This window comes from Nostoc sp. (assembly GCF_036917655.1).
Taxonomy (GTDB): domain Bacteria; phylum Cyanobacteriota; class Cyanobacteriia; order Cyanobacteriales; family Nostocaceae; genus Nostoc.
In genome coordinates this window covers 39,921-53,773 of record NZ_JBALCY010000072.1, presented here as the reverse complement: position 1 = coordinate 53,773, position 13,853 = coordinate 39,921, and the positions used below count along the sequence as shown (strand labels likewise).

At 44.4% G+C, this 13,853-nt stretch carries 8 protein-coding genes; 3 read left to right on the top strand and 5 right to left on the bottom strand.

The window, feature by feature from the left end:
- Positions 1 to 192: 192 nt before the first annotated feature.
- On the bottom strand, positions 193 to 645 hold the full coding sequence (locus tag V7K30_RS26520; protein ID WP_335004422.1) for a globin domain-containing protein: 453 nt from the start codon (positions 643 to 645) through the stop codon (positions 193 to 195).
- Between the two features lie 206 nt (positions 646 to 851).
- Between V7K30_RS26520 and V7K30_RS26515 the strand changes: the two genes are divergently transcribed.
- The 3 genes from V7K30_RS26515 (at position 852) to miaB (ending at position 4,534) form a co-directional block, all read left to right on the top strand.
- Entirely contained in the window at positions 852 to 2,351 is a 1,500-nt protein-coding gene (locus V7K30_RS26515; RefSeq protein WP_335004420.1) for a carotenoid oxygenase family protein, read from the top strand.
- A 119-nt stretch (positions 2,352 to 2,470) separates the two neighbouring features.
- Positions 2,471 to 3,052 carry a Uma2 family endonuclease gene (locus V7K30_RS26510; protein WP_335004419.1) on the top strand — a complete coding sequence of 194 codons (582 nt, stop codon included), beginning with the start codon at positions 2,471 to 2,473 and terminating at the stop codon, positions 3,050 to 3,052.
- A 117-nt stretch (positions 3,053 to 3,169) separates the two neighbouring features.
- Entirely contained in the window at positions 3,170 to 4,534 is a 1,365-nt protein-coding gene (gene miaB, locus V7K30_RS26505) for a tRNA (N6-isopentenyl adenosine(37)-C2)-methylthiotransferase MiaB (protein ID WP_335004417.1), read from the top strand.
- 123 nt (positions 4,535 to 4,657) lie between these two features.
- On the opposite strand, the gene V7K30_RS26500 is transcribed toward miaB, so the two are convergent.
- The 4 genes from V7K30_RS26500 to V7K30_RS26485 all read right to left on the bottom strand — a co-directional run bounded on the left by V7K30_RS26500 (position 4,658) and on the right by V7K30_RS26485 (position 13,474).
- Complete coding sequence (locus V7K30_RS26500; RefSeq protein WP_335004415.1) at positions 4,658 to 8,434, bottom strand: TonB-dependent receptor; 3,777 nt, start codon at positions 8,432 to 8,434, stop codon at positions 4,658 to 4,660.
- Complete coding sequence (locus V7K30_RS26495; protein ID WP_335004413.1) at positions 8,431 to 9,972, bottom strand: hypothetical protein; 1,542 nt, start codon at positions 9,970 to 9,972, stop codon at positions 8,431 to 8,433. Before V7K30_RS26495 ends, V7K30_RS26500 begins: the two co-directional genes overlap by 4 nt.
- A 235-nt stretch (positions 9,973 to 10,207) precedes the next feature.
- Complete coding sequence (locus V7K30_RS26490) at positions 10,208 to 10,771, bottom strand: hypothetical protein (RefSeq protein WP_335004411.1); 564 nt, start codon at positions 10,769 to 10,771, stop codon at positions 10,208 to 10,210.
- Positions 10,772 to 10,933: 162 nt separating this feature from the next.
- The gene (locus tag V7K30_RS26485; RefSeq protein WP_335004409.1) at positions 10,934 to 13,474 is read right to left on the bottom strand and encodes a beta strand repeat-containing protein; all 2,541 of its coding nucleotides are present in this window, start codon (positions 13,472 to 13,474) and stop codon (positions 10,934 to 10,936) included.
- Between the last annotated feature and the right edge of the window lie 379 nt (positions 13,475 to 13,853).

The window sequence follows — 13,853 nt, the reverse complement described above, 5'->3', positions numbered from 1 at the left end:
AATAACAAATGGGTTCTCCGAAATAACAAATGGGTTCTCCGAAATAACAAATGGGTTCTCCGAAATAACAAATGGGTTCTCCGAAATAACAAATGTGTAGGTGTAGCCAGCCGTAGGTAAAAAATAGGTAAACCTAGCAACCAAAATCTACTAACGTCTTTAATCTTGGACAGAAGCCACTCCATTTACAAACTAGAGCATTTTTGTTTGCAAGTCATCTATATATATGTCATGTTCTCTGTGAATGAACACTTCAGACAATGCCTGATAAGCTTCTGTCCAAGCTGCGATAACTTCTTCTGTAGCTGCTTCCCCCAAGACATCTTTCATTGCTTGCAGTAAACTTTCTCCTACAATAGGATATTGCTCTGGTGTAACATGAGTCTGCACATGGCGATGGGCAATCTTTTCCACCATCGATTTTAAAGCTGGTAAATTATCAATTTGGGCAGCATAGCTATAAACTGCTGTAGCCAACCTCGCAGGCTGCGAACCATTTGCTTGAGCAGACATGTCAAATTGTTCTTTGATTTCTGGATGATTTTGAAACATAATTTCATACATCCGAGTTGTGATTTGCTGACCGTTCTTTTTCAAGACAGGTGTTGTAGATTTGACGATATCTATTGTTTGTTGGCTAACCATAGTTTCTTGAACCACTTGGAATGTTGATTGACTTCACTCTAGTGGTTATTTTTATTAATGACTATGAGCTAGCTCAGTTAACGAGTAATATCATGTCAAAGCCTTTATACATCCACAGCTAGAGGCATTGTTAAAAAATTGCAACAAAGATAAAAATGTAAGAATGCAAGTGTGTACATCGATAATTTATCAAGCAATAATTTTGTATGCATACCATTAACAAAAAGTCAACAATAAAAGCCTGGGCAGGTGCGATACCTTCTCTTCGAGACGACGCTACGCAAACGGTGAGCTTTCCTACGGAACGCTGCGCGAACGCTAACGCAGAATCGGCAAAAGAATTTCCCTCTACCCAACTGCCAATTATCTCTGGCAAAATCCCAGATGGCTTGCGTGGCACTCTTTACCGCAATGGCCCCGCACGGCTAGAACGCGGTGGCATTCACATGGGACACTGGTTTGATGGAGATGGGGCAATTCTGGCTGTAAATTTTACTGATGCAGTTGCAACCGGGGTTTATCGCTACGTGCAAACCTCTGGCTATCAAGAAGAAACCGCAGCAGGTAAACTAGTCTACGGCAATTATGGCATGACTGCACCAGGGCCAATTTGGAATCAATGGCAAAAGCCGATCAAGAATGCTGCCAATACCTCAGTGCTAGCACTTCCAGATAAACTTTTGGCACTGTGGGAAGGTGGTAAACCCCACGCCCTCGATTTACAAACTTTAGAAACTTGGGGCGAAGATGATTTAGGGGGGTTAACAAAAGGATTAAGCTATTCCGCACATTGTAAGCGTGACGAGCAAACAGGGGAGATTTTTAACTTTGGCATCAGCCCTGGACTAAATGCGACGCTTAATATTTACAAAAGCGATTCGACTGGGCGGATTATCCAACAAGCCGTATATCCGCTAGATGGTGTACCATTGGTGCATGATTTTGTTTTAGCAGGACAGTATATTGTATTTTTCCTTCCGCCAGTGCGGTTGAAAGTCTTACCCGTGCTAATAGGGACAAACAACTATAGTGATTCGCTAGAGTGGCAACCTAGATTAGGAACTCAGATTTTAGTTATTGACCGAGAAACCCTATCTGTGGTCAGTCGTGGAGAAACCGAACCTTGGTATCAATGGCATTTTGCTAACGGTTATGTAGATGCTAGCGGTTCAGTGATTGTGGATATCGCCCGTTATGAAGATTTTCAAACTAACCAATATCTCAAGGAAGTAGCAACAGGCCAGACTCACACCCCAGCTCTAAGTACACTAACGCGAGTTCATCTGCATCCCCAAACTGGTAAAGTTACGTCAATTCAGCAACTATTAAACCGACATTGTGAATTTCCGAATGTACCACAGCAAAATGTGGGGCAAGCTTCTCGGTACACATATATGTCAACATTCCGTTCAGGAACAGATATTAGCCAAGAATTATTAAATGCGATCGCACGCTTCGACTACAAGACCGAAACCCTCACTGAAGCAGACTTAGGAGAAAACCGTTATCCTTCAGAACCCATCCCCGCCCAAAACAGCCAAAACCCTGAACAAAGTTGGGTGTTAACCGTTGTCTACGATGGTAATTCTCATAGTAGCGAAGTTTGGGTATTTGATAGCGATCGCCTGGATGCCGAACCCGTTTGCAAACTTGCATTACCCACCGTCATTCCCCACAGCTTCCACGGCACTTGGAACCCAGCCTAATAACCCCTTTGCGTTCCCTCTGCGTTTCCCTTAGCGTTCCTTTGCGTTAAGAAAACATATTGACCAGACGCCATTAATCGCATCTGGTCAATGCAAAATCAAAAATCCCCAAGATTCCTATGCAATTACAAGAACAACGCGACTATTCTCCCACAGAATATCTAGAACTAGAAGTGATTTCCGAGTATCGTCATGAATATATAGATGGTCAAATTATACCCCTGACAGGTGGAACACCAAATCACAATCAAATAGCTGGTAATCTAAGTGCAGCCCTCAATTTTGCTTTGAAGCGACAACCTTATCGAGTATTCATCGCCGATCAACGTCTATGGATTCCCAAAAAGCGAATTCATACATATCCTGATGTAATGGTTGTTGCAGGTTCATTAGAATTTTCTGAGGGACGTACAGATACAATTACTAATCCCTTAGTAATTTGTGAAGTGCTATCCAAATCTACCAGAAGCTATGACAGAGATGAAAAATTTGCGGCTTATCGCACCATCCCCAGTTTTCAGGAATATGTTCTGATTGATCAGTACAAAAATCATGTAGAACAATATTCTAAAACTGATGAGAAAAAATGGATTTTCTCAGAGTATGAAGAAGATAATAGTATCCTCATACTATCCTCTCTTCAATTTCAAATCCCTCTATCAGATATTTATGATAAAGTTGACTTTGAGGCTAAAGAATAACCTCACTCTAATTAGTTAACTAAGCAACAACCTAAATATCAGCATTTATCACTGAGTTACGCGGGTTAGAATAAAAATAAACCTTACATACATTACGCTGATTAAGCAGAATTGCCCATGACCACTCCTAAACGCCACTACCACATTACTACCTTCGGTTGTCAGATGAATAAAGCTGACTCAGAGCGCATGGCTGGCGTTTTGGAAGACATGGGCTTTGAATGGTCAGAAGATCCGAATAATGCAGATGTGATTCTCTACAATACCTGCACAATTCGGGATAATGCTGAACAAAAGGTATATTCCTATCTTGGCAGACAAGCGAAGCGCAAGCATGAGCAGCCTGATTTAACCCTCATCGTTGCTGGTTGTGTCGCCCAGCAAGAAGGTGAAGCGCTCTTGCGGCGAGTCCCAGAATTAGACTTGGTAATGGGGCCACAACACGCCAACCGTCTCAAAGATTTGCTGGAGTCAGTATTTGAGGGCAACCAGGTTGTAGCAACCGAGTCAATTCATATTATTGAAGATATCACCCAGCCGCGACGGGATAGTAAAGTCACAGCTTGGGTAAATGTAATTTACGGCTGTAACGAACGCTGCACCTATTGCGTGGTTCCCAATGTGCGCGGTGTCGAACAATCTCGTACACCGTCAGCTATCCGGGCTGAAATGGCAGAATTAGGACGGCAAGGTTACAAGGAAATTACTCTACTCGGTCAAAATATTGACGCTTATGGTAGAGATTTGCCTGGAACAACACCAGAAGGTCGGCATCTGCACAACTTCACAGATTTACTTTATTATGTGCATGATGTGCCGGGGATTGAAAGGTTAAGATTTGCTACTAGCCATCCCCGTTATTTTACAGAGAGATTAATTAAGGCTTGTGCTGAGTTGCCCAAAGTCTGCAAACACTTCCATATTCCCTTTCAATCTGGGGATAATGAACTTTTAAAAGCGATGGCGCGGGGTTATACCCATGAAAAATATCGCCGGATTATCGATACCATTCGGCGGTATATGCCAGATGCTTCGATTAGTGCTGATGCGATTGTCGGTTTTCCTGGGGAGACAGAAGCACAGTTTGAAAATACCCTGAAACTAGTGGAAGATATTGGCTTTGATATGTTGAATACAGCAGCATATTCACCGCGTCCAGGAACACCGGCCGCTTTGTGGGATAATCAACTGAGTGAAGAAATTAAAAGCGATCGCCTCCAACGCCTCAATCATTTAGGAAACTTGAAAGTAGCAGAGCGATCGCAACGTTACTTTGGACGCATTGAATCCGTTTTAGTAGAAGACCAAAACCCCAAAGATCAAACCCAGGTGATGGGACGTACTGGCGGTAATCGTCTGACATTCTTCAGTGGCGACATCAAAGAATTGAAAGGGCAGTTAGTAAAGGTAAAAATTACCGAAGTTCGCCCTTTTAGTTTGACGGGTGAACCAGTTGAAGTCAAACAAGCCTTGTCTGTCTAATAAAATGTTTTAAAAATATTGGATCAGTATAATTTGCTATTGCACAAGCTATCATTCACCTCCGTAGACTCATTAACCTGCGGAGGCAGGTTTTGTCTGTATAGCTGCGACTTCTAGTCGCTTCTAGTTATTTCTAATGCTTAGATTTCGTAATTTCTCTACCAGGGTTTTTTGCATCGTAGATTCTGGTTGCTGACGGGCCACAGGCTTTTGTTGTCCAAAGCCATCAAACAATTCGTCAAGCTTGACCGTTAAACCCAAATATGGCCCACCTGCGGAACGTGTCCCAGAAAAATCCCGGTCATCGACTTTACCAAAAGCATATCCAGCGGAAAGGCGCAGATTCGGAGTGAGGTAGTAGCCTGTTTCTACCACAAAGCCTGTTTCGCTGTAGCTAGACTGACTAATTACCCGAACCTCACCAACTAAATCCCAGCTATATCCCAAACGATAGGTAGCGCGTAATTGGGCCAGATTAACCATACTTGTACCAACTAAATCGTTGGCTAAATAAGAAGTACTGTTACGCAAAGCATACTTACCGTAAAATTCCCATTGCCAGTTAGGGGCGTAGATAGCTTCTAAAGCAAAGGTATGGTCTTGGGAACCCGTACCACTCCCTAACAGGATGGTGTCAGGAATAATCGCCGGATTTTCGCGATATTCATAACGCAATAAAGCATTAAATTTATCGCTATTGGGGTCGCGGTAGGCTAAACCTAGCTTCATGTTGACAGTATCTCCCAATCCTGAAAGGCTTTGATTGGAAGAGTTTGCCTGTTGATAGCGTACCAAAGCTGTGAGAGCCGGAGAAATTTTACCTGCGGCACCTGCGGTAATTACTGTATTAGTACCACCAGAAGAGGAGCGATGTTCATAACGAGCGCTGGCTTGAAACTGCGGATTATCAGAGTATTCCAGTCCAACACTATAACTATCGCCACCATCAAACCCAATCGCAGATGCTGCTTGACCATAGGCGTAGGGTTGAGCATATTGTTGACCCGCCGCAGTATGTCCGAAGAAGTTGCCAAATACGTGTTCGTAAGCTAAGTTCAGCCGCAATCCTGAAGCAATAGTCCAGCGGTTATTCAGACCAATTGCTCCTTGAGTAGTCATTTCGTTAGCACCACCCAAAATTGAGTAACGACCAGTCAAGGTGGTATCACTACCGAGTTTGTGTTCACCATTGACACTTAAGCTGGTGATGGAATTACCCGAAAATTGACCGCCAGTGTAAAACTGTTGGGCCAGACTGACGCTGACACCAGGAATTACTGCCCAATTCAAACCTAAGATAGTCCGGTCTGGGTAAACAGTATCTTTTTGGGAAGATAAGCTCATTTCATTTTGGGCTTGGAAAGTCAGGTTTTTAGCTAGGGGAATAGAAAAACGCGATCGCAGTTGGTCGGAATTACTACTCAAGGCGCTGTCGGGGATGCTGTCTTCTCGATGACGATGAATCCAATCCACATCAACGGTAGCGCTACCCAAGCGTTGTTGAATCCCAGCCGAAATCGTCGTCAGAGAATTATTAACTTGGCTCCCAGGTATGGCCTCAGAACGGGGTGCAAACAGTTCTTCAAAGGTATCTAGTGGTTGGGGAGCAATCCCAAAATTGTCTTCGTGGTCATATTGCGCTCTGACGTTGGTACTTGAGGTGAGTTTAGCTGTAACCTGCGCTCCATAACGGGTTTGTCCTGGGACAAAGCTAATAGTGGCATTATTGGCAAAACCCGTATCGGCAAAGCGATAATAAGCACGACCTTGAATCCCATTGGCAATTTCTCCCTCAGCTTCCAAGCGGTAGGCTTCACCACTCACCTTTCCCACAACATCAGAATCATTAGTGGAATGGGCATATTCTGCGATTAACTTCCCCTTGTCACCCAAAGCAATCAGCGCATCTGCGCCGTAGAGTTGAAAGTCACGCACCCCATGATTTTCTTGAACGTAAGTTGCTCCTATCCAACTTTCTTGATTGAGTTTGCGGGAAAGATTATATTGCAAACGACCAGCATAGATATTGCTGTCAGAGTTTTGGTCGTCGTATTGGTAAGTAACAACAATCCGGCGTACCAACACTTGTCCGGTTTGATCAATATCGGTGCGAAGAATTGGTTCGCGGAATAATAATGTACCGCGATCGTAGTCGATTTCGTAGTCTGGGCCTCGGTTAAGGGACTTGCGTTCTAGTACAGTCCCAGGACGATTGAGTTCTTCTAACTCAATAAAGACATTTTCGCTACCTGCTTGTAGTAGTCTGCGAGAGAGGAAGTAATAACCACTAGTACCATCGGGAGCAATGGTATCTCGTTGAAATCCTTCTAAGTTGTTGCCATAAAAACCTGTAATTTGTAAGTTTCCTAAGTTGTAGTTAGCTTTAAAGCCGTGGAGTTGACGGGTGATAGAAGTAAATTGCTGCGATCGCCGCGCAAATTCTTCTGTGTTGTAGTCACCCCACATGGCATAATCAGGATCAGATCCGGGGATACGAGTTGAACGCTCAAAACGCAGAAAGAAGCTGTCAATAGAAGGAGCAAGAACATCAACTTGGGAGCTATCGCCGTAGACAGGATAGTTTTGCTCGCTAGATTGGTAAGTTCTAAATAGGCGATTATCGCAGTCGCAATCTTCATTGAGGCTACGAGAACTGTTGTATGCACCTGTAAACAACCATTCCCCGATCGCACCAGTTGCAAATATCGCTGAATGGAAATCTAATTGTGAACTGTTGTCTTTGTCAGGAGGGAGGAAATCACGGAAACTGCCGTAATAATTTGTACCTCTAGCGCCCAAACGTAAATCTATTACCCCAGTTACCAAACTCGGACGCAGTGCAGTTTCAAATTGCAGTTGGGTAAAGGCTTCTAAATCATTAGCGATCGCGCGAATTCTTACTGTTTGCGCCTTCAGCTGCGATCGCAAAATCGCTGTAAATTGCCCCGCTTTCGCCTCCACTTGAAATCCGGGTTCATCGGGTTTGAAGTCTTTCCCAACCAACTCGCCAGCAGTGGGTATGAGGGTGATAACAGCATCACGGTTAGAGCGATTGCCACTTGCATCGATGAGTTGACCCCGGATTGTCGCTGTAGAACGTCCATCTGCCGGGATACGGGACTCAACTGTTTCTAAGGTTAGTCGCTGTGGCGCTCCCCGGACTGCGACTTGCACCGTTACAGGGGGTTCTGTACCTCCAACTACTTGTGCAGAGATGGCGTTATTACCTTCTTTTAACGAGACACCATACCATGTCTGCGTTACTAATTTAGTATTGGCATCGCTTTGAGTTCGTCCCACCAAGGAAGAGTCTACCAACGCGCCATTTACCCGCAATTCCACCTGGCTTCCAACAGGAAATTGCACAATCACCGTGGTAGCTTGTACATCTACAACGCTGTCAGCCGTCGGAGTCAGGATTTTAATTGCTGTAGAAATGGGGGGAGAAAGTGGAGGAGGGGGAATTTTCTCTTTGTCCTGTATTCCTGCTATTTTGCGTAAGCCTCTAAGTAAACCTACAGAAGCTGCTGGTTTAAATGGTTGTATTTCCGTTTCACTTGGCTGGACATTTGGAATTGAAGTATCAGTAGTTGGTGCTGGAGAAGTCGAGGGAAATTCGAGAGGTGGAAACTGCTGCGAGGAACTTCCCAGGAGATGGGGAGAATTTGAATTTATACTGTTTTCAACCACTTTCTTTTGATCCGTTTGAGCTTCGACACCCTTGTTTGCTTGCAAAGGAGAGTTGGAAGCTAGAAGTTCCCTGTGGGAGGGGAAAAGGAGGTTTTCACTCGTGATTTCTGCTTTGACTATGGCAGGATACAAAACAAGGCTGAGAGCTACTGGCATCGCCCCCATCAACCTCAAGTTAAAATTCGTTGCACGGTGCAATCTGGGTTTCATTTCTTGACTGGCTCCTGGAAGGCGGCGGTAACTGCGAAGTTCATCCGTACTAAGCCACCAGGCTCCAAATGCACCAAGCGAGATTGGCTATTGCGTTCGCGGAATTTTTGGTTGTGAGCTAAGGTGTAACCGGGGACACTACTGAGGTCTAGTACACCTGTGTGGTATCCAGGTAAAGCATTGGCTAAGGAGAACAAACCATTAGGATCTGTTGTGATGCGGTTTCCGTCCTCCAGAAAAATCACCGCATTTGCTACCCCAGGCTCACCAGACTGCTGTTCACCATCAAAGTTTTTATCAACAAATACGCGACCGATAATCGTGCCACAGTCAGAAACGATTCCTGCACGAATTTTCAATTGGTGCGTTGCAGGGCCATCCTTGGTGCTAAAACGGTTATCATCTCGTTGAGCATTAACGATCGCACTGTTACGACCGTTACCACGCAGAGCATCGGCTGTTAGTTGAGCAGCGTAGGCAATATTCAGGACTTTCTCTGTGGGAATCGTTACGTCTGTTCGGAATGTCACTGTGTTACCATTACGTTCCGAGGTGAGAGTGACTGCTTTTCCATCCAACTCTCCTCGCACAGATTTAGGCAAGAAGTTGAATCCTAAAGGTAGGTTGTCGGTGACAAATATATTATTCAAACCAGCATCAGCGAGATTTTTCACCGAGAGGCGGTAGATTACCGTATCTCCAGGTTCAGCAGCAGCGCGATCGCCTGTTTTGATAATCTGCAACTGATTGGCTTGACACATATTTGTGGTGAATTCAAAGGCTAATAAGTCCAGTCCCACAACATCTGCATTCGGAACCAAGACAACTGTTTGCTCTACCCTGGTTTCGCCTGTGAGATTAATTGGTTGACCATCTAGAGAAGTAGCGACATATCGCACGACACCATTACCTTGTGTACCAGTGCCAGCAAGGATTTCAATCTTGATGCGTCGCTGTTTGTAGATAGAAGTCGGTGGTGGATTAACTACAAAAATATAGGTTTTACCTGGAGCAGTTTGACCCTTATTCGGATCGAATAGAAAATTGTAGACACCCGCAGGGTTATTCGTAATGAAGTAGGGGTTACTATTTTCGGTATTTGGCGATTTACCACCAGGAACATTGTTATTAGGAATATCCGGTAACTCTGTTCGAGTCAAAGAAACTAAGCTGCCTAATTCTGTCCCCGTTGGATCGCTAGGGTTAACTTCGTATACGCCAACTGAAAAACCTGTATAGTCAGGTAAAACTGTGCCAGCACAACCTAAGATCCGCCCTAATGGATCAACTAATGGGTTAGGAGTAACATTGATCTGACTAGAACTTCCTTGATATTGATAATTACTAGCAGAGTCTGTATAAGTATAAGTAGCTTGATTTATTAATGGCAAAGACGCAGCCAGATTGTTAGTCTGTTGCGCGATCGCTGGTATAGGTATAGTAGTATGCAAAACACCTGCCAGGAGAACAGTAGCTGTTAACCGTCGCCACCAGCTACTGCTAGAAGTAATTTGCTTTTGGTTTTGAGGACGGCTCACGTAACATATCTCCTCTGGAATGTCAAGCTTGTTGTTAATAAAAGCACTTAATTTATTTGTGGAAATCCAGAATTTTTAAATGGTGTAAATCTCGTTTCCAGGTGGAACCTGGAAATGCTGTTCATTGCGGCATAGCCGCAAATTTCGGAGGCCGCAATCCCCAGTCCCCAATCCCCAATCCCCAGTCCCCAATCCCCAATCCCCAATCCCCAATCCCCAATCCCCAATCCCCCAATCAACGCACTTGGGTTTGATAAGTCGCCTTGACTGTTGTCTTCGCTGCAAGTGACGGAATCTGCAAACGGATATTGGTGTAAGCAGTGGCAGGTGCTGGTTTTGTTTCTACTTTGCCGCCAGGAAGAGTAACTTTAACAGTAGGATTTTCGACAAAGCTGCGCCCGCCATCAATGCTATAAAGAAGTTTGGCATTGTTTGCGACATTGGCAGATTTCAGCACGTACACCATTCCTTTGGGAATAGGTTGATTAAGAGTCAAATTATTCACTGGGCGATCGCTCTTATTTTCGCCACTCAAGGTATATCGCAACACATCTCCTGGTCGCACCACAACTTGACCTTTCAAAGGTTCCCATTTCTGGCTTTGCTTACCCTGCTGATCCTGAGCTACCACTTGCTTTTCTGCTTCTAAGCGCAATTGTATTTGCCCTTGAGTTTTGACATTTTGGGCGATGGCGCTTTCTGAATGCCATACATTTGCAACTCCCGGAATTTGACCGACAAATGGAACTGTAGCAATAAGAGCGAATGCTCCTAAACCTGCAAGAGAAACACGCTTCATACAAATAACCTCAAAAAACTTTCAGAATGCTGATTGTTGACTTATCTTTCCCTGCTTTTGCCAAGAAATAGTCACTCTCTTATTTGCTTGCTGTTCAGGGGGTGGGGGTGAGGTAAACTAATTGCAGCGATCGCCCAATCCCCAATCCCCATTCCCAACAAATTAGTTCACCTTGCGTTGGAAGGTAAATGTTCTTTGAATACCCGGTGCGATCGCGCCAGTTACACTATCTACATACTTAGTAATATCAGTGTTTACCGTAGTTCCAGTTTGGTCGATGCCAGAGGTGTTGGCTGGATTACCATTAAAGAATTGGATGGTTGCAGTCCCCGAATCCTTAGCTGAACCAACAATGTTGCTAGTATCAATTTGACCCCTGGCATCATTGTCTAATGCCCAGTTGTTGGGGCTTTGCGTACCATCTTCAATAATCACAACTTTGTTAGCATTCAAAATCACATTACCGGTTCCAGCTTGAGGATCAGAAATATTTGTGTACTGAATTTGGTACTCAATAATGTTTCCTGGTGCAGGCTTCTTCGGATCTATACTGAATGTGCCATCATTCCCCTGGACTACTGGCCCAGTTCCTTGTAAGACTCGCGACACTTTCAGCAGTTTCAAAAAGCCAGTGTACACGCGATCGATAGTGATATTGGATGAATCAAAGGTATTATCATTCCCACTATCCTTGATTCCATCACCGTTAGTATCCGTCGTGTAGTTGTCAATAGAAGCAATGATGGGTACTGGGAAACCTCTGTTAATATCAGTGGATAACTGCGTGCCTGGAGGTAAATCAACTTCCACACCATAGTTGATAGTTGCACCAGGAGCAACGTTGGGGATTGTAATTACTGTACCAGGTGTGGTAAACGCTCCATTATTGTAGGTATAAACAGTAGACAGACTATTATAGGTAATAGTCACCTTCGTACCATTCGGTAAATTTCCTGGAACTGCTGGTGGCGTTGGCTCTATTTTTAAAACGCCTGGGTCAGTACCACCATTCTTAATCGTGTTAGTGAAGCCAACTGACTGTGGGTCAAGTGTAGTATTAGGTGCTGTACCAGCAGGAACGAGAGAAGATTTGTTGGTGAAGTCATCATTGGTTAGACCCGATGGCCCAGTAGCATCTGGGGCATTCTGCGGCCCGTTGAGTACCGATGAAGCAACAGGTGCTTGCACTGTGAAGACGTTCGCCTCACCGCCAGGACCACTACCAGTGTTGTTGTTACCCGTGTCAGTTCCAGTTTCCGGAGATGCTGGAGTATTAATATAGCCATCATCAACGCTGGTAGCTGGTAGAGTATCGGGAACACCATCACCATTGCTATCTGTACCCGGAGGAGGTGTCATATTGCCTGGAGGCCCGTCGTAGTTGCTGGGATTTTGGTCGCCAGATTCGTCGTATACTGGAAAATTGCTGGTAGGCGTTTGACCAAACAATTGAGCGATATTAGCGACGATTAAGGGTGAAATTGCAGTTGATTTAACGGCTAGCTGAATCGAGAAGCCATTCACCGTTGTACCAGGAGCGATGGAAGTAATCGTCGCTGGATTATTGATAAAACCAACGCGAGTGACTGAGGCCAGAGAGGGTGGTGCTGTTGTAGTCCAACTAGCTGTATTAGCATCAGTTGTAACTGGGTCAGTGGTATAGACAGTTTGCCAACCAGGAGGTGCAGTTGGTGCTACTGCCAAATCTGTACCCGCAGGAATCGCATCAGAAACCAAAATATAGTTGCCAGTAACAGTATTAACTTTGATGCTTGTACCCGTCAAAGCTGCTGGTGTAATTCCCTGCCCTGTGGGATCATTGGACTCAACTCGCAAACTCAAATCATAAGTCAGCTTGTCATCTGTAATTGCAGTGGTGCCAGCATTGTTATAGCCACTGCGAACCTTGAGAATGGTGGCTAAAGCGTAGGTCTTCAGCGTTACACCAACTTTAATTTGCTCGGTGGCGCTAGCTTCCCGTGTACCATTAACTGGTGTACCAGATACCTCACCAGTAACACTATTATCGGGGTTATCTACGCTGAACACGTCACCACCATCAGGATTCCGCAGTTGGTTTTGAGCATCACCAGGAGTGTTACCAAGGGTAACGGTAATTATGTCATTAGTTTGGGCACCAGCTTGTACAGTGACTGGCACACGCACCAAGACAGTACCATTAACCGGAACTGAGGGTGTATCTACGCCGCCTTGTGGGACGTTTATCCAAGTTTGACCGCCGTCGGTGCTATATTGCAGGCTATTAGGTGTACCACCATTTGGTAATGTGCCAGAAACTGTACCCGGCCCAGTTGTTGTTGCTTGGTTGGGAATGTGGAATTTAGTGGGGTCATTACCTACGTTGGTCAAGGTGTAGGTGTAGATTAGTAAGTCGCCAACCTGAACTGTTGTATTAGTAGGGCTAGTGGTGTTATCCGTTACACCAGATGCTGTGACGGTGATCCCAGCAACCTCTGCTACAGTGACAACGACAGTGTTAGAAGTGGCGTTGATTGTTGTCCCCGGACTGTTGGGATCTTCGTAGGTCGCTGTCGCGGTGTTACTAATAGATGTACCCGCAGTAGTTCCGTCAGCTAATACAGGTGTGACAAATTGGAAAAGGCTACCAGTTAATAATGCTGTTGCTACTAGACATTGGTAAGGCTTACGCTGCTTGTTGACAGATTTATTTCGATTTACCATAGGAGTAGTTTGTTTATTTGCTGAACTTGTATCTCGGATTTTGAGACACGATAAAGTTCGGCAATTCCTTTAAGAATTACCGATTATAGCTGCCCAAAACTTCAACATATCGGGAAGTACATATTTAAGGAGTTAAATTATTGACACTCCTTAAAAACTATATTGAGCCAATAAGCAGAAATAACTTGCCTACTTGTTTTACGCTTACTCTTGAGACTCAAGGCTGGCAATCGCAAATATGTGTAATTTATTACTGTATTCTGTTAAATTGTCGATGTAAATAGAAATGTAGCTTTTAAAGCAAAAAAAATCTTCCGTATAAATAAGTAACTTCTCTAACGATGATTGAGTGCGTCAAAGCTGAAAAATTAACTTTATT